Below are 15006 nucleotides of genomic sequence, written 5' to 3'. Positions count from 1 at the left end.
CGCGAGCAAGCTCGCTCCCACATTGGTTTGTGGTGTTTCGATAATGTGAGGTCATTCCTGTGGGAGCGAGCCTGCTCGCGAAGACGGTGGATAAAGCAACAGCGGATGTCGATTATGCTGACGCTTTCGCGAGCAGGCTCGCTCCCACAGGGGGCGTCGTCTGGTTGATTATCAGTCCAATCCCGCAAGCCTGGCTTCAATGAACCGCCGCTCCGGCAGTTGCTGCGTCAATTCAAGCGCCCGTCGATAGGCGGCCCTCGCCTCCTCCACTCGCCCCAACTGCCGGCAGAACTCAGCCCGCGCCGAATGGGCCAGGTGATAGTCAAGCAGCTCGCCCCTGCCGAGTATCCCGTCAACCAGGCGTAGCCCCTCCTGCGGCCCATCGCGCTTGGCCAGGGCGGCCGCGCGGTTGAGTTCGATCACTGGCGACGGCACGGCCCGCAACAGCACATCGTAGAGGCCGACGATCTGCGGCCAATCGGTCTCCCGGGCGGTCGGCGCTTCGGCGTGCACCGCAGCAATCGCGGCTTGCAGGCAATACGGTCCGAACCGCCGGGTGTTGAGCGCGGCCTCGACCATCGCGCAACCTTCGGCAATCATTGCCGGGTCCCATAGCGACCGGTCCTGCTCATCGAGCAAGACCAGATCGCCGGCCATCGACATTCGCGCAGGCCGCCGCGACTCGTGCAGCAGCATCAGCGCCAGCAAGCCCATCACTTCAGCTTCGGGCAGCAACTCCAGCAGCAGGCGTGCGAGGCGTATGGCTTCACGGGTCAGGTCATCGCGGGTCAACTCGGCCCCCATCGAGGCTGAATAGCCCTCGTTGAACACCAGGTAGATCACCCGCAGCACGCTGTCGAGTCGTTCAGGCAGCTCCGTGCGGGACGGCACCTGATAGGGAATCTTCGCATCGCGAATCTTCGCCTTGGCCCGCACGATGCGCTGGGCGATGGCTGCCGGCGCGGCAAGAAACGCACGAGCAATTTCCTCGGTGGTCAGGTCGCAGACTTCCCGCAGCGTCAACGGTACCTGGGCATCAGCGGCCAGAGCCGGGTGGCAACAGGTGAAAATCAGCCGCAGGCGGTCATCTTCCACGTCCTCATCACTCCACTCGGCCTGTTCAAGCGCTTCGAGTTGCGCGATCAGCATCGGCTGGGACGCCGCGAAGCGCGCCCGCCGACGCAGGCTGTCAATCGCCTTGAAACGCCCGGCCGACACCAGCCAGGCCCGGGGATTGTCCGGCACGCCGTCGCGCTGCCAGCGCTCGACCGCGACGAAGAACGCCTCGTGCAAGGCTTCCTCGGCGAGATCGAAATCACCCAGCAGGCGAATCAGCGTCGCCAGGATTCGCCGCGAATCCTGGCGATAAACCTGCTCGACCCGCGCCTTGACCGCTTCGGCCGACATCAGCCGGGAAGGCCTTGGGTGGTCGGACTGATGGACAACAAAGCAGGTTCACGGCTCATGGAAATCATCCCGTTGTGATTGTCGTTCAGGGATTCAGCTGGCGTACCGGCCGGACTTCGACGCAGCCGACCCGGGCCGCCGGGATGTGCCCGGCGACCTGGATGGCTTCGTTCAAGTCCTTGGCGTCGATCAGGTAGAAGCCCGCCAGTTGCTCCTTGGTTTCGGCGAACGGGCCGTCGGTAATCGACAGTTTGCCGCCGCGCATACGCACCGTGGTGGCGGTCTGCACCGACTCCAGGGCTTCAGCGGCGAGCATGCGGCCGCTGCCCTGGACCGATTCGGCGTAAGCCATGCATTCGGCGTCCTGCGGGCTCTCGGGCGAGTCGTGCAGGACCTGTTCATTGCTGTACACCAGGCATAGATACTTCATGGAAAGCTCCGCAATCGGACGGGTCGACAAGGAAGACAGAACGAAACCGTAGCCGATCAGGGCTGCAAGTCGAATATCGCCGTACCCGCCATCGGGTCGAATGGCGCCGACCAATGTTCATGGACGATCTTCCACGCGCCGGCCGTACGCTTGTAGCAAGCTGTCACACGCATCCAGCATGCCTGTTCCTCGCCTTTGTCGTTGGTGCCGCCGCAATAGGCCAGCCAATGGGCGAAGGCGATGTTCTCGGCCGGCGTGATCTGGACCTGATGGAAATCGAACTTGTGCGGGCCAGGGCACATTTCCATGCAGGCTTCCCAGTGCGCGCGGTAGGCGGTCTTGCCCTTGAATTGCAGGGCCTGGATGGCATCGAACGAGACGATATCGTCGTCATAGAGCGCCATGACTTTTTCCACATCCTTGGCCATGACGGCCTGGCGATAGGTGTCGATCAACGCTTGGATTTCGGTTTCGGTATTCATGGTGGTTCTCCGCAGTTTTTTGTTAGAGACAGCCTTAGTCGTCTGGAGAAACAGTGAATCGACAGCCAAACAAAAATAATCCAAAGAAAAAATTTCGCTAGAATCCAGGCCTCATTCTGCCGGCAACAATGGACGTTTTCGTGACTGCTCAGCTCGTATCCTATGAAGACCTGACCGCGCTGCAACGGCAACAGGTCGAAGCCATCGAAATCCACCCCGAACAGATCAGGTTTTCCGGCGATATCCATGGTGCGCTGCATACGCTGCTGTCCAGGCCCGCCCCTGGGGTAAAGGGTTTTGCGCTGCTGGCCGACGAAGTGCCCGTCGCGTTCCTGCTGCTCAAGCGGCCACCCGTACTGCCCGCCTGGGCCAACGAACACAGCGCCACCCTGCACGCCTTGCAGGTAGACCGCCGGGCTCAAGGCAAAGGCTACGGCAAGGCCTGCCTGCAAGCGCTACCCACCGTCGCCCGAGCGGCATGGCCAGAGATAAAGGGGCTTGAGCTTTCGGTGGATGCAGACAACGACGCGGCCATCAGCCTGTACACCCGCCTGGGCTGGGTCGACAGCGGCGAGGCCTACAAGGGCCGTATCGGTTATGAGCGGCGGATGGGGTTGGTCTTTGAATAACAGGCTCGCGACGATCAACTCGGCTTGAGGGGTATCCAGATCTCCAGGCTGCCTTCCCCCGTCCGCGGGTTGAAGTCTTCGCTGTAGCGCTCGAACTCAGGCTCATCAGCTGCCTGGTGGCCGGACTGCGGCAACCATTCCTTCCAGATGTAGTGGAAGGTGTCCGGCAGGTTCTTCAATGGCCCTTTGTGCTCGAATACGGCGTAGGGCCCGGGCTGGATTTCGATCCAGCGGTATTGTTCCGGAAGGTCGTCAAGCCGGCTGATTTCCACGCCGGCAATGTATTCAAAGCCGCCTGTGCCGTCCGGGTTGCAACACACGCCGTAAGTCACTTCGTCTTTCTGCCCCGGCACTTTGCCAAGCCAGGGCAGAAACTTTTCCCAGAGCAGCGGGATGTCCTGGGCGGTGTCCTGGGTAAAACGCGCGCCGAAACCGGCGATGAGCTGAAAGCGTCCTTGCTCGAAGCGCGGCTCGGATGCATTAACGCGTTTTTGCGATTCCATTGCTTCGACACTCCGGAAAACTTGAAGTCGGGTTTGGCAGTATAGAACCCAAACGGTGATTGCCGGGCCGTTTCGCTTGTCAGAGTCCAGGCGGGACAGCCGAGGCGGTTGTTCCGACAAACTCGTTGTAGCCAGAAACGATCACGTAGACGGCGAAATAGCAGAAAATCGCCGCCGATGCCCAATAGGAATAACGCAGCAACTTATCCCCCAACAATTTTCCGCCCTGGGTTGCCGCCAGGCACAGGCCGGCGCTCCAGAGCAGCCCGGCGCAGAGGAATCCGCTCAGAAACAGCGCCGAACTGACTACCGTGCCACCCCCTGAGCGGGCAATGAGCGTACCCCCCACCGCCGCGAACCAGAGGATGGCGCTGGGGGATGACATCGCCAGGAAAATCCCGCGAAAAAACTCCTGCCGAGACGAGTTGCCCCGGACCTCGCCGGCCTCGGCCAGCACCGCACTGTGAAAGATCGCCGAATGAACCATCTTCGCGGCGAAATACAGCAACAGCACCGAACCGCCGATCCACAGCACCCACCGCACCGTTTCGTATTGCAGCAGGACAGTCATTCCGGCCAGCGCCAGGACCGCATAGACCAGGTCGCCTACGCAGGTGCCCAGGCCCAGGGCAAAGCCCTGGAAATAGCCGCGCTGCATCGCCAGGGTGATCATCGCGATATTGGCCACGCCGATGTCCAGGCACAAGGAAAGGCTCAGCAGGAAGCCGCTGGAAAATTCCATTATTCATTCCATTACAATTGGGTAAGACAGGTTCGACAAGCCGCTACGGCCACCGCTGGTGGCGCAGCCAGGGCGACAGTGTCGTCGAAAATAGTTCGGCGCGGCTACTGGACAATCCGCCATTGGCCCGATTATCTTGCGCCGCAGGCCAACGCATTGGCCGACGTCGCTCGGACGGTTCCGGGCGCTCACGTATCTCGAGGCAACAATGGCCGAACAAGGTTCGCCGCGCCGCTTTGCGCGCATCGATCGACTCCCCCCGTACGTATTTAATATCACTGCCGAGCTGAAGATGGCTGCGCGTCGGCGCGGCGAAGACATCATCGACTTGAGCATGGGTAACCCCGACGGCGCCACGCCCCCGCATATTGTCGAGAAGCTGGTCACCGTCGCCCAGCGCGAAGATACCCACGGCTACTCCACTTCCAAAGGCATCCCACGCCTGCGCCGAGCCATTTCGCGCTGGTACAAGGACCGCTACGAAGTGGACATCGACCCGGAAAGCGAAGCCATCGTCACCATCGGCTCCAAGGAAGGCCTCGCACACCTGATGCTGGCCACCCTGGACCAGGGCGACACGGTGCTGGTGCCCAACCCCAGCTATCCGATCCACATCTACGGCGCGGTGATCGCCGGCGCCCAGGTGCGTTCGGTGCCGCTGGTGCCCGGCGTGGATTTCTTCGATGAACTGGAGCGGGCCATTCGCGGTTCGATCCCCAAGCCGAAGATGATGATCCTCGGTTTCCCGTCCAACCCGACCGCGCAATGCGTGGAGCTCGACTTCTTCGAGCGGGTCATCGCCCTCGCCAAGCAATACGACGTACTGGTCATCCACGACCTGGCCTACGCCGACATCGTCTATGACGGCTGGAAAGCCCCGTCGATCATGCAGGTGCCAGGCGCGAAAGACATCGCGGTGGAGTTCTTCACCCTGTCCAAGAGCTACAACATGGCCGGCTGGCGCATCGGTTTCATGGTGGGTAACCCGGAACTGGTCAGCGCCCTGGCGCGGATCAAGAGTTACCACGACTACGGCACCTTCACCCCGCTGCAAGTGGCCGCCATCGCCGCCCTCGAAGGCGATCAGCAATGCGTGCGCGACATCGCCGAGCAGTACCGCCAGCGCCGCAACGTACTGGTCAAGGGCCTGCATGAACTGGGCTGGATGGTGGAGAATCCCAAGGCATCGATGTATGTCTGGGCGAAGATACCCGAGGCCTATGCGCACCTGGGCTCACTGGAGTTTGCCAAGAAGCTCCTGGCCGAAGCCAAGGTCTGCGTCTCGCCGGGGGTGGGGTTCGGGGAATACGGGGACGATCATGTGCGCTTTGCGCTGATCGAGAACCAGGACCGGATTCGCCAGGCGGTACGCGGGATCCGCGGGATGTTCCGGGCGGATGGGTTGATCAAAAAACCTGAGGCCTGACCCAAAACCAATGTGGGAGCGAGCCTGCTCGCGAAGACGATGTAACAGTCAACACAGATGTTGAATGTCATATCGCTTCGCGAGCAGGCTCGCTCCCACAGTAGGTATTGCCTCAGATTCAGATCACCAGCGACAACAGCAGGATAAAGATCAGTCCCACCACCGACAGGATGGTTTCCATCGCGGTCCAGGTCTTGAAGGTTTCCGCCACGGTCATGTTGAAGTACTGCTTGACCAGCCAGAAGCCCGCATCGTTGACGTGAGACAGGATCAGCGAGCCGGCGCCAGTCGCCAGTACCAGCAGCTCACGGTTCACCCCTGGCATCATCCCCACCACCGGCACCACGATCCCGGCACCGGTAATGGTCGCCACGGTCGCCGAACCGGTCGCAATCCGGATCACCGCCGCCACCAGCCAGGCCAGCAGGATCGGCGAAATCTGTGCGCTCACGGCCATGTGGCCAATCACGTCACCCACGCCGCTGGTCACCAGCATCTGCTTGAAGCCACCGCCGGCACCGATGATCAGGATGATCGCCGCCGTCGGCGCCAGGCTCGCGTCCAGCCACTTCAGCATCTGGCTGGAACCGATGCCCTGCTTGTAGCCGAAGGTGTACAGCGAGAGCAGCAACGCCAGCAGCAAGGCCGAGATCGGGTGGCCGATCATGTCCATCCAGACACGGAACAGGTTGCCGTCCGGCAGCGCCACATCCGCGAAGGTCTTGAGCAGCATCAGGAATACCGGCGACAGCACGGTGATCAGGGTGATGCTGAAGCTTGGCAGTTCGGCGGCGTTCGTCTCGCGGGCCAGTTGGTCCACCAGCTCCTGATTCGGATGACCGGGAATGTGCTTGGCGATGAACGTACCGAAGATCGGTCCGGCAATGATGGCGGTCGGCAGCGCTACGATCAGGCCGTAGAGAATGGTCTTGCCGATGTCAGCGCCAAAGATGCCGATCGCCAGCAGCGGACCCGGGTGCGGTGGCACCAGGCCGTGGACGGCGGAAAGACCGGCGAGCAGCGGGATACCGATCTTGATGATCGACACGCCGGTGCGGCGCGCGACGATGAACACCAGCGGGATCAGCAGCACGAAGCCGATTTCGAAGAACAGCGGGATGCCCACCAGGAACGCGGCGAACATCATGGCCCACTGCACCTTCTCCTTGCCGAAGGCACGGATCAGGGTCTGGGCGATCTGATCGGCACCGCCCGACTCGGCCATCATTTTGCCGAGCATCGTGCCCAGCGCCAGGATGATGCCGACAAAACCGAGCACGCCACCAAAGCCGTCCTGGAACGCCTTGATGATGGTGCCGGTCGGCATGCCCGACGTCAGGCCGAGAAACGCGGCGGCGATGGTCAGTGCAATGAACGGGTGGAATTTGAACTTGGTGATGAGGACGATGAGTCCGATCACCGTAACCACTGCATCTAGCAGCAGGAACGTCTCGTGGGACATGCCGAACATGGGAGGTGTCTCCTGATTTGTTGTTGTTATTGAAGCAGTTATTTTCAAGCCGTCGGGACAGCGCTATCTTTCTGACGCAAATTGTTCACGCTTCAGCTCGCGAGCTTCAGGCCGTGGGCCAGCCACCAGACGTAAGCCTGGCGGGCCAGTTCATCAACGCTGTGGCTGGACGCATCCAGAGCCAGGGTCAGGGGCTCGCCGACAGGAGATTCAAGGGTGGCAAACTGGCTGTCGATCAGGGTCGACGGCATGAAATGGCCCGGGCGATGGGACACGCGATCAGCGGCCACTTCCGGGGTCAGTTCAAGAAATACGAAGCCCAGGCCCGGCAAGGCGCTGCGCAGGCGCTCGCGATAACTGTGCTTGAGGGCCGAGCAGGTCAGCACCGGGCGCGCACCCACGGCGTCGACACGGCGCAACTCGTCGCACAGGCTGTCGAGCCAGCCGGCACGGTCGTCGTCGTTCAGGGGGATACCGGCGCTCATCTTCTGGATGTTGGCCGCGGGGTGGAAAGTGTCGCCTTCAATGGCGGTGGCGCCGCTCAGTTGGCACAGGGCCTGGCTGACGCAGGTTTTGCCGCAACCGGCAACGCCCATGATGACCAGGGCGGTGATTGGATTATTCATGTAACACCTCAGCGCGCAGACAGCGCTACCTTTGCCAGTTATGACACCGCAGCAAAAGCAGAAGTTGCCGACGCCTTCTTGTCATTTTTGTGGTTGCAGCATGTACGTCCACGACGCCAGCGGACAGGGGATCAGGCAAACCCTGCTCACGCATTTGCAGCCGCGCCGAGACAGCGCTACCTTAGTGCCTTGATTTTTGTTTGGCAAGCCGCCCTGATGACCGCCCCTAAAAACGATAAGAATACTCGCACCACCGGTCGCCCCACGCTCAACGAAGTCGCACGCCTGGCCGGGGTCAGCCCGATCACCGCCTCCCGTGCGCTACGCGGCGTCAGCACCGTGGCCGTCGAACTGGTGGACAAGGTCCGCCAGGCCGCCCTGGAACTCAACTACGTCGTCAACCCCGCCGCCCGCGCCCTGGCTTCGGCCCAGAGCCATTCGGTGGTGGTGCTGGTGCCATCGTTGTCGAACCTGTTGTTCATCGACACTCTCGAAGCCATTCATCGCGTGCTGCGGCCCAAGGGCTTCGAAGTGGTGATCGGCAATTACCATTATTCCCGGGATGAAGAAGAGGACCTGCTGCGCAACTACATGGCCTATCAGCCGCGAGGACTGTTGCTCACCGGGTTCGACCGCACCGAAAGCGCTCGACGGATGATCGAGGCCAGCAACATTCCCTGCGTGTACATGATGGAACTGGACCCGGGCGCCGGCCTCAACTGTGTGGGCTTCTCCCAGCTCAAGGCCGGCGAAACCGCTGCCGAACACCTGGTTTCCCGAGGCCGCAAGCGCCTGGCCTACATCGGCGCGCAACTGGACCAGCGCACGCTGTTGCGCGGCGAAGGTTTCCGGCGCGCATTGCAGGAGGCCGGGCTCTACGACCCGGACCTGGAAATACTCACGCCGCGTCCGTCATCGGTGGGCCTGGGCGGCGAGTTGTTCCTGCAGTTGCTCGCCAGCCATCCGGACGTCGATGCGATCTTCTTCGGTAACGACGACCTGGCCCACGGCGCCCTGCTCGAAGCGTTGCGCAGCGGTATCAGGATCCCCGAGCAGGTTTCGATCCTCGGTTTCAACGACCTGCCCGCCTCGGCCCACATGGTGCCGCGCTTGAGCAGCATCAGCACCCCACGGGAAGCCATCGGCCGCCGTGCCGCTGAACAGATGCTCACCTTGATGGCTGGCAACCGCATCGCCCAGCCGGCGGTGGACCTGGGGTTCGAACTCAAGGTCCGCGAAAGCACCTGAGCGGCCCGGCAGGATGCGGCCGAGCCATGCCGACGAACCATGCCGACGAACGGCAAGGATTGGCCGCACTACCCCATATCTCTCGCCTGCAGCCTCTTGATTCCAGGGATCTGGCACGACGGCATGGGAATTGCTCCCTCCCTCGCTCAGCCACTTTCTACAGGTACGTATCATGTTGGTCAGTGCAAATCAGCAAGCAATGATCCTGCCGCTCAAGCGCCCCGGCGAAGACCCGACAGCCGAAGCCGCCAGCGGCCTGCAAAGCGCCGCGCTGCAGGCGTTGCGAGATAACGTCCAGACCCAGGCCGGCCAGGCCAGCGCCCAAGTCCAGGACTCCGCCACTCGACACGCCACGCAACAGGTGAGCGCCGCCACCGCCGTCAGCGACAAGGTCGACGAAGCCTTCGCCAAGACCCGTGTGCAATTGCAGACGGTTGGCTCGCCAGCCTTCGCAGAGACCAGCTCTGCCATGGCGCAGTTCAAGGACTACATGAGCAAGACGCCTGAACAACGCTTGCGGGACAGCATCCTCAAGGAAATGGGCATCACCGAAGAAGAGTACGCCGCAATGCCGCCGGAGAAACAATTGGCGGTCGGCGAGGAAATTGCCCAGCGCATGCAGGACAAGTCGGCCATGGCGCAAATGGAAAAAGATCAGCAGAGCGAGAAAAACCCTGCCAAGAGCACTGTCATCGCCACCCTCTGAGTCTGGCAGCGCCTCGGTATCACCTCAGCGGGTTTGGGCGGAGCGTTGCAACCTCCGCCTCAAACCTGCGACCAGCCGGGCCGACAGCGCTTCAATGACCGAACAGATTGACCTTCTTGGCTTTTTTGTCAGCGCGTTTTTCATCGGCGCTCTTCGCTGGTTTTTTCTTTGCCGCTTTTTTTGAATCCATGCCTTTGGCCATGATACGCACTCCACTCATACGGGATGTACCTCAGGTATACACCTATCCCTGCAGCCGCGTTCTTTTATAATCGCCTCCCCCTCTTCGCCATGACCCAGCCATGTCCGAAATCCGTTATGCAGCGCTCGAAGAATCGTTCTGGCCGTTGATGAACAAATTTTATCGTGCCCACCAATCCTCGATGAAAGCCGTGCGCGACGCGCAACTCTGGGTGGCGCGGCGCGATGGAATCGTCGCGGCCCTGTGCCTGCGACCGGTGTCCGGTGGGCATTGGTTGACGGGGTTGTTCGTCGACCCGGCGTTCCGCGCGCAAGGCATCGCGGCGCGGTTGATAGAAGAGGCAGTGAAAGGCGTGGAGGCGCCGGTGTGGCTGTTCTGCCACCCTGACCTGCGCAGCTTCTATGAGCGACGCGGGTTCGCCTTCGATCCGGAACTGCCTTATGCAATGGCTGAACGGCTGAGCCGGTACGCACGGAGCAAGCCGATGATTGCGATGGGGTTGGTGCCTGCAAGACCCTGAAGACCCATCAGTCCAGTGTGGGAGCGAGCTTGCTCGCGATGGCGTCAGGTCAGCTGCATCAATTTGGATGACACACCGCAATCGCGAGCAAGCTCGCTCCCACAGGATTTTGGGTAGGACTCAGCTAATCGTCGGCGGTGGGATCCAGCTCCGGAAACATCACCTCGGTGAACCCGAACTTGCTGAAGTCGGTGATGCGCGATGGGTACAAGCGGCCGATCAGGTGATCACATTCATGCTGGACTACCCGCGCGTGGAAGCCTGAGGCGGTGCGCACGATCGGCTCGCCCTTCGGGTCGAAACCTTCATAGCGGACGTGCTGGTAGCGATCCACCGCACCGCGCAGGCCCGGCACCGACAGGCAGCCCTCGAAGCCCTCTTCCATCAGCGGGCTCAGCGGCGTGATCAACGGGTTGATCAGGATGGTCTGCGGCACCGCCTCGGCATCCGGGTAACGCTCGCTGTGCTCGAAGCCGAAGATCACCAGTTGCAGGTCGACGCCGATCTGCGGCGCCGCCAGGCCGACACCGCCGACACTTTCCATGGTCTGGAACATGTCATCGATCAGTTGCCACAACTCGGGACTGTCGAACATTTCTGGCGGCACCGGCGGTGCGATGCGCAGCAGGCGTTCGTCGCCCATCTTCAGGATTTCGCGGATCATGGTCGGGCTTCGTCAGTGTGATCGTGAGGAATGGAATGGTCGCGCCCAAGGCCCGACACATGCTGTTTTTCATGCTCGCCGGGGCTCTTTTCGCCATGGTCCTTGCCTTCGGCGGACATGTGCTCGATCACCGCGTTCATCTCAGCGCCGAGCAACAGTACCGCCGCCGAGATATAGAAGTACAGCAACAGCACGATGATCGCGCCGATACTGCCATACATGGCGTTGTAGTCGGCGAAGGTCTTGACGTAGAACGCGAAGCCCAGGGACGCGATGATCCAGACCACCACCGCCAATACCGAGCCCGGCGTGATGAAGCGAAACTCCTGTTTGACGTCGGGCATCACGTAATAGATCAGCGCCACCGCGACCATCAGCAAAAACACGATGACCGGCCAGCGCGCGAGCGTCCAGACGGTGACAATGAATTCCTCCAGCCCGATCTGGGCGGCAATCCAGCCCATCACCTGCGGCCCCAGCACCATCAGCGCCGCGGCCGCCAGGAGCATGCCGGCAATGCCGACGGTGTACAGGATCGACAGCGGAAAACGCTTCCAGGCCGGACGCCCTTCGACCACGTCATAAGCGGCATTCATGGCGCTCATCATCAGCCGAACGCCGGCCGACGCGGTCCACAACGCAATCACGATACCGACCGACAGCAGCCCCCCTTTGGACTGCTGGAGCTGGTCGATCACCGGGTTGACCTGCTCCAGCGCCTGTGGCGGCAGCACCAGTTCCGATTGCAGGCGCAGCCAGGAGAAAAAATCCGGCAGGTGCAGAAAACCGATCAGGGCTATCAGGAAAAGAATGAAGGGGAACAGCGAAAACAACATCTGGTAAGCCAGTGCGGAGGCGTACGTCGACATCTCGTCGTCGAGAAATTCGGTCACCGTGCGCATCATCACGCGGTGCAGGGGCAAGCCTTTCAAGGCCGGGAACATCATGTGCGTCTCCTTTCGCCGCAAAAAAGGAAGGTCGCCTGGCGACTCATCGGGTTATGCCAAGACAAAGTAACCTGTTGGCGACTTTGGAACAATTTCCCCCGGTGCAAGTTCGAGTCGACATGAAAACGGCCACCCGCAGATGACCGTTCCGATCACGTTTCAACTGATCGGTTACGCCTGGTCGACGCCTTTCTTGACGGCATCCTTGGCCTTGCCCACGTTTTGCTGGGCTTCACCCTTTTTCTCCTGGACCACGCCCTCGGCGCGCATGCGGTCGTTATCGGTGGCCTTGCCGACGCCTTGCTTGATGTTGCCGACGGCTTCGTTGGCAACGCCCTTCACTTTATCGCTCGTGCTACTCATGGTGTCTCTCCTGTGAATAACTGTAAGAAAAGTCATTACACAAGGGTTGACTGGGGCCGTTTGCGGGGAGTTTCATTTTTTCTGCGGCTGATTTCGTCGGCGACTGCAGGTTGCGCTTTATGTTTGCCGATCAACCCCCGAGAATGCCCCACGTATCCAGGCTGCGACCTGAAGCTCCAATCCCGTAGGAACGTTATGAAACTCGATAAAAAGCAGGCCATCGCCCGCAGGAACCAGCAACTGGGCGGCGCCGTCCTGGGCGTTAACAATTGCCATTTCAGCGAACTGAACCGCAATCGCAACATCTTCTGGTTCGACATTCCGGTGGCCCGGCTGGCCATTGGTCAATACGAATGGATTCACCTGCTGCTGCACACCCCCGCCACCGATGAACTGCTGCACCTGAAAGTACCGACGGTGTTCCTGCGGGAAAAACTGGAAGGCCTGGAAGTACGCAACCAGGGCAAACGCAAGGCGGCCCTGAGCCTGGAACTGAGTGCCGACAAGGATTCCTACCTGCAAGACATGCGGCCGGGTGGCACCAACCTGGATTTTGCGCAGTTTCGGTTGTAGCCCGATCGCCAGGATCACCGGTTCCCCTGTGGCGAGGGAGCTTGCTCCCGCTGGACGCGAAGCGGCCCCTGCGGTGTATCAGTCGGACCGGATGGGGCTGCTGCGCAGCCCAGCGGGAGCAAGCTCCCTCGCCACAACGGCCGCCCCGCGCGAGGCCATAGCCTTGTAACAAAAAGCCCCGCATCAGCGGGGCTTTTCATTGGCGGCGGGTTTACTTCTTCAGCCCCAGCTTCTTCAGTTCTTCATCGCGCAACTCGCGCCGCAGGATCTTGCCCACGTTGGTGGTCGGCAATGCATCGCGGAACTCCACGGCCTTGGGCACTTTGTAGCCAGTGACGTTGGCGCGCATGTGCTCCATCACCTGTTCCTTGGTGAGCGTGGCCCCTGGACGTACGACGATGAAAATCTTGATCGCCTCGCCGGACTTTTCATCCGGTACGCCAATCGCCGCGCACTGCAGCACACCCGGCAGGGTGGCCAGTACGTCTTCCAGTTCGTTGGGGTAAACGTTGAAGCCGGAGATCAGGATCATGTCCTTCTTGCGATCGACGATGCGCATGTAGCCGTCCGGCTGGATCAGCGCGATATCACCGGTCTTGAGCCAGCCTTCACCGTCGAGGATCTCGTCGGTGGCCTCCTGGCGCTGCCAGTAGCCCTTCATCACTTGCGGACCTTTCACACATAATTCACCGATTTCACCGAGTGGCAATTCGACGCCCGCGTCATTGATGACCTTGCACAGCGTCGATGGCACCGGAATGCCGATGGTGCCGACCTGGATGTGCTGGATCGGGTTGACGGTAGCCACCGGGCTGGTCTCGGTCATGCCGTAGCCTTCGCAGATCGGGCAGCCGGTGACCGCCTTCCAGCGCTCGGCCGCTGCCAGTTGCAGCGCCATGCCACCGGACAAGGTCACCTTCAGTGCGGAGAAGTCCAGCTTGCGGAAGGCTTCGTTATTGCACAGGGCCACGAATAACGTGTTGAGGCCGACAAAACCGCTGAACTTCCACTTCGACAGTTCCTTGACCATCGCCGACAAGTCGCGCGGGTTGCTGATCAGGATGTTGTGGTTGCCGATCAGCATCATCGCCATGCAATGAAAGGTGAACGCATAGATGTGGTACAGCGGCAGCGGCGTGATCAACACTTCGCAGCCTTCATTGAGGTTGGAGCCCATCAATGCCTTGCACTGCAACATGTTCGCCACCAGGTTGCGGTGGGTCAGCATCGCGCCCTTGGCCACGCCGGTGGTGCCACCGGTGTATTGCAGAACGGCCACATCATCGCTGGTGGGGTTGGCTTCGTTCACCGGCTGGCCGTGGCCCTTGCTCAACACGTCGTTGAACTTGATGGCCTTGGGCAAATGGTAAGCCGGGACCATCTTCTTGACGTACTTGATCACACTGTTGATCAGCAGGCGCTTGAGCGGCGGCAGCAGGTCGGCCACTTCGGTGACAATGACGTGCTTGACGCTGGTCCTGGGCACCACGTTCTCGGCCAGGTGCGCCATGTTGGCCAGGCACACCAGCGCCTTGGCGCCGGAGTCGTTGAACTGGTGTTCCATCTCCCGCGCGGTGTACAGCGGGTTGGTGTTGACCACGATGAGCCCGGCGCGGATCGCGCCGAAAACGGCCACCGGATACTGGAGAACGTTGGGCAGCTGCACGGCGATTCGATCGCCCGGCTGCAAATCGGTATGCTGTTGCAGGTACGCGGCAAAGGCACCGGACAATTCGTAGAGTTCACCGTAGGTGATCGTCTTGCCGAGGTTGCTGAATGCCGGCTTGTCGGCGAAGCGTTGGCAGGACTGCTTCAACACCGCCTGAATATTCGGATACTCGTCTGGATTGATGTCGGCAGCAATCCCAGCTGGGTACTTATCCTTCCAAAAGTCTTCAATCATGGAAGCCCACTCCTCAGCAACGCGAATTCTTCACCGCATTTGATGCGATTATTATTGGTGTGTGTTTTGTTGGTGAATCTGGCTTGAATCAAGGCCGAGAAGTCACAAAAGCGCGCCGAGAGTAGCAGCTTTGCCGAGGGTCGACTAGAGCCAAAAATGGGCTC

General features: G+C 60.9%; 17 protein-coding genes. 6 read left to right on the top strand and 11 right to left on the bottom strand.

Annotated features, from left to right (window positions below):
- Window positions 1-171 precede the first annotated feature (171 nt).
- The 3 genes from J3P86_RS06200 to J3P86_RS06190 all read right to left on the bottom strand — a co-directional run bounded on the left by J3P86_RS06200 (window position 172) and on the right by J3P86_RS06190 (window position 2319).
- Window positions 172-1407: an RNA polymerase sigma factor gene (locus J3P86_RS06200; protein ID WP_434699667.1), complete on the bottom strand. Its 1236-nt coding sequence runs from the start codon at window positions 1405-1407 to the stop codon at window positions 172-174.
- A gap of 85 nt (window positions 1408-1492) precedes the next feature.
- Window positions 1493-1837 carry a YciI family protein gene (locus tag J3P86_RS06195; protein ID WP_305496293.1) on the bottom strand — a complete coding sequence of 115 codons (345 nt, stop codon included), beginning with the start codon at window positions 1835-1837 and terminating at the stop codon, window positions 1493-1495.
- A gap of 56 nt (window positions 1838-1893) precedes the next feature.
- Window positions 1894-2319 carry a YybH family protein gene (locus J3P86_RS06190; protein ID WP_434569559.1) on the bottom strand — a complete coding sequence of 142 codons (426 nt, stop codon included), beginning with the start codon at window positions 2317-2319 and terminating at the stop codon, window positions 1894-1896.
- A 140-nt stretch (window positions 2320-2459) separates the two neighbouring features.
- Here J3P86_RS06190 and J3P86_RS06185 point away from each other — a divergent pair, with 140 nt between their 5' ends.
- On the top strand, window positions 2460-2948 hold the full coding sequence (locus tag J3P86_RS06185; RefSeq protein WP_434699666.1) for a GNAT family N-acetyltransferase: 489 nt from the start codon (window positions 2460-2462) through the stop codon (window positions 2946-2948).
- Between the two features lie 14 nt (window positions 2949-2962).
- On the opposite strand, the gene J3P86_RS06180 is transcribed toward J3P86_RS06185, so the two are convergent.
- Window positions 2963-3451: a GyrI-like domain-containing protein gene (locus J3P86_RS06180; RefSeq protein ID WP_434625627.1), complete on the bottom strand. Its 489-nt coding sequence runs from the start codon at window positions 3449-3451 to the stop codon at window positions 2963-2965.
- 79 nt (window positions 3452-3530) lie between these two features.
- Window positions 3531-4193 carry a LysE family translocator gene (locus tag J3P86_RS06175; RefSeq protein WP_305496303.1) on the bottom strand — a complete coding sequence of 221 codons (663 nt, stop codon included), beginning with the start codon at window positions 4191-4193 and terminating at the stop codon, window positions 3531-3533.
- 208 nt (window positions 4194-4401) lie between these two features.
- Here J3P86_RS06175 and alaC point away from each other — a divergent pair, with 208 nt between their 5' ends.
- Complete coding sequence (alaC, locus tag J3P86_RS06170; protein WP_434569563.1) at window positions 4402-5619, top strand: alanine transaminase; 1218 nt, start codon at window positions 4402-4404, stop codon at window positions 5617-5619.
- Between the two features lie 118 nt (window positions 5620-5737).
- Here alaC and J3P86_RS06165 read toward each other — a convergent pair whose 3' ends face one another.
- On the bottom strand, window positions 5738-7090 hold the full coding sequence (locus J3P86_RS06165; RefSeq protein WP_305496305.1) for a GntP family permease: 1353 nt from the start codon (window positions 7088-7090) through the stop codon (window positions 5738-5740).
- A gap of 92 nt (window positions 7091-7182) precedes the next feature.
- Window positions 7183-7716 (bottom strand): gluconokinase, encoded by a 534-nt coding sequence (locus tag J3P86_RS06160; RefSeq protein ID WP_434625629.1) that lies wholly within the window; start codon window positions 7714-7716, stop codon window positions 7183-7185.
- Window positions 7717-7932: 216 nt separating this feature from the next.
- Here J3P86_RS06160 and J3P86_RS06155 point away from each other — a divergent pair, with 216 nt between their 5' ends.
- From J3P86_RS06155 to J3P86_RS06145, 3 genes are all read left to right on the top strand, one after another.
- Window positions 7933-8964 carry a LacI family DNA-binding transcriptional regulator gene (locus J3P86_RS06155; RefSeq protein WP_434625631.1) on the top strand — a complete coding sequence of 344 codons (1032 nt, stop codon included), beginning with the start codon at window positions 7933-7935 and terminating at the stop codon, window positions 8962-8964.
- Between the two features lie 172 nt (window positions 8965-9136).
- Window positions 9137-9670: a hypothetical protein gene (locus J3P86_RS06150; protein WP_434699664.1), complete on the top strand. Its 534-nt coding sequence runs from the start codon at window positions 9137-9139 to the stop codon at window positions 9668-9670.
- A 302-nt stretch (window positions 9671-9972) separates the two neighbouring features.
- The gene (locus J3P86_RS06145) at window positions 9973-10392 is read left to right on the top strand and encodes a GNAT family N-acetyltransferase (protein ID WP_434625635.1); all 420 of its coding nucleotides are present in this window, start codon (window positions 9973-9975) and stop codon (window positions 10390-10392) included.
- A 124-nt stretch (window positions 10393-10516) separates the two neighbouring features.
- Here J3P86_RS06145 and def read toward each other — a convergent pair whose 3' ends face one another.
- The 3 genes from def to J3P86_RS06130 all read right to left on the bottom strand — a co-directional run bounded on the left by def (window position 10517) and on the right by J3P86_RS06130 (window position 12366).
- Entirely contained in the window at window positions 10517-11056 is a 540-nt protein-coding gene (gene def, locus J3P86_RS06140) for a peptide deformylase (protein WP_434699663.1), read from the bottom strand.
- Window positions 11053-12003 (bottom strand): YihY/virulence factor BrkB family protein, encoded by a 951-nt coding sequence (locus J3P86_RS06135; protein ID WP_434699661.1) that lies wholly within the window; start codon window positions 12001-12003, stop codon window positions 11053-11055. The genes def and J3P86_RS06135 overlap by 4 nt, the downstream gene beginning before the upstream one ends.
- Before the next feature lie 171 nt (window positions 12004-12174).
- A complete protein-coding gene (locus tag J3P86_RS06130; protein WP_434699659.1) occupies window positions 12175-12366 on the bottom strand; it encodes a CsbD family protein in 192 nt (63 codons plus the stop codon).
- Between the two features lie 195 nt (window positions 12367-12561).
- Here J3P86_RS06130 and J3P86_RS06125 point away from each other — a divergent pair, with 195 nt between their 5' ends.
- Window positions 12562-12939 carry a hypothetical protein gene (locus J3P86_RS06125; RefSeq protein ID WP_305496313.1) on the top strand — a complete coding sequence of 126 codons (378 nt, stop codon included), beginning with the start codon at window positions 12562-12564 and terminating at the stop codon, window positions 12937-12939.
- A gap of 211 nt (window positions 12940-13150) precedes the next feature.
- Here the strand turns inward: J3P86_RS06125 and fadD1 are convergent, their stop codons facing one another.
- Window positions 13151-14842 (bottom strand): long-chain-fatty-acid--CoA ligase FadD1, encoded by a 1692-nt coding sequence (gene fadD1 / locus J3P86_RS06120; protein ID WP_434602995.1) that lies wholly within the window; start codon window positions 14840-14842, stop codon window positions 13151-13153.
- Window positions 14843-15006 lie beyond the last annotated feature (164 nt).

The organism is Pseudomonas sp. D1-1, assembly GCF_051132225.1.
GTDB lineage: Bacteria > Pseudomonadota > Gammaproteobacteria > Pseudomonadales > Pseudomonadaceae > Aquipseudomonas.
This window is presented reverse-complemented; position numbering and strand designations above follow the sequence as displayed.

Coding starts and splice junctions, on each gene's coding strand:
- alaC (WP_434569563.1), top strand. CDS start 4,402: ATGGCCGAACAAGGTTCGCCGCGCCGCTTTGCGCGCATCGATCGACTC.
- J3P86_RS06155 (WP_434625631.1), top strand. CDS start 7,933: ATGACCGCCCCTAAAAACGATAAGAATACTCGCACCACCGGTCGCCCC.
- J3P86_RS06190 (WP_434569559.1), bottom strand. CDS start 2,319: ATGAATACCGAAACCGAAATCCAAGCGTTGATCGACACCTATCGCCAG.
- J3P86_RS06160 (WP_434625629.1), bottom strand. CDS start 7,716: ATGAATAATCCAATCACCGCCCTGGTCATCATGGGCGTTGCCGGTTGC.
- J3P86_RS06165 (WP_305496305.1), bottom strand. CDS start 7,090: ATGTTCGGCATGTCCCACGAGACGTTCCTGCTGCTAGATGCAGTGGTT.
- J3P86_RS06125 (WP_305496313.1), top strand. CDS start 12,562: ATGAAACTCGATAAAAAGCAGGCCATCGCCCGCAGGAACCAGCAACTG.
- J3P86_RS06150 (WP_434699664.1), top strand. CDS start 9,137: ATGTTGGTCAGTGCAAATCAGCAAGCAATGATCCTGCCGCTCAAGCGC.
- J3P86_RS06180 (WP_434625627.1), bottom strand. CDS start 3,451: ATGGAATCGCAAAAACGCGTTAATGCATCCGAGCCGCGCTTCGAGCAA.
- J3P86_RS06135 (WP_434699661.1), bottom strand. CDS start 12,003: ATGATGTTCCCGGCCTTGAAAGGCTTGCCCCTGCACCGCGTGATGATG.
- fadD1 (WP_434602995.1), bottom strand. CDS start 14,842: ATGATTGAAGACTTTTGGAAGGATAAGTACCCAGCTGGGATTGCTGCC.
- J3P86_RS06195 (WP_305496293.1), bottom strand. CDS start 1,837: ATGAAGTATCTATGCCTGGTGTACAGCAATGAACAGGTCCTGCACGAC.
- J3P86_RS06175 (WP_305496303.1), bottom strand. CDS start 4,193: ATGGAATTTTCCAGCGGCTTCCTGCTGAGCCTTTCCTTGTGCCTGGAC.
- J3P86_RS06145 (WP_434625635.1), top strand. CDS start 9,973: ATGTCCGAAATCCGTTATGCAGCGCTCGAAGAATCGTTCTGGCCGTTG.
- J3P86_RS06130 (WP_434699659.1), bottom strand. CDS start 12,366: ATGAGTAGCACGAGCGATAAAGTGAAGGGCGTTGCCAACGAAGCCGTC.
- J3P86_RS06200 (WP_434699667.1), bottom strand. CDS start 1,407: ATGTCGGCCGAAGCGGTCAAGGCGCGGGTCGAGCAGGTTTATCGCCAG.
- def (WP_434699663.1), bottom strand. CDS start 11,056: ATGATCCGCGAAATCCTGAAGATGGGCGACGAACGCCTGCTGCGCATC.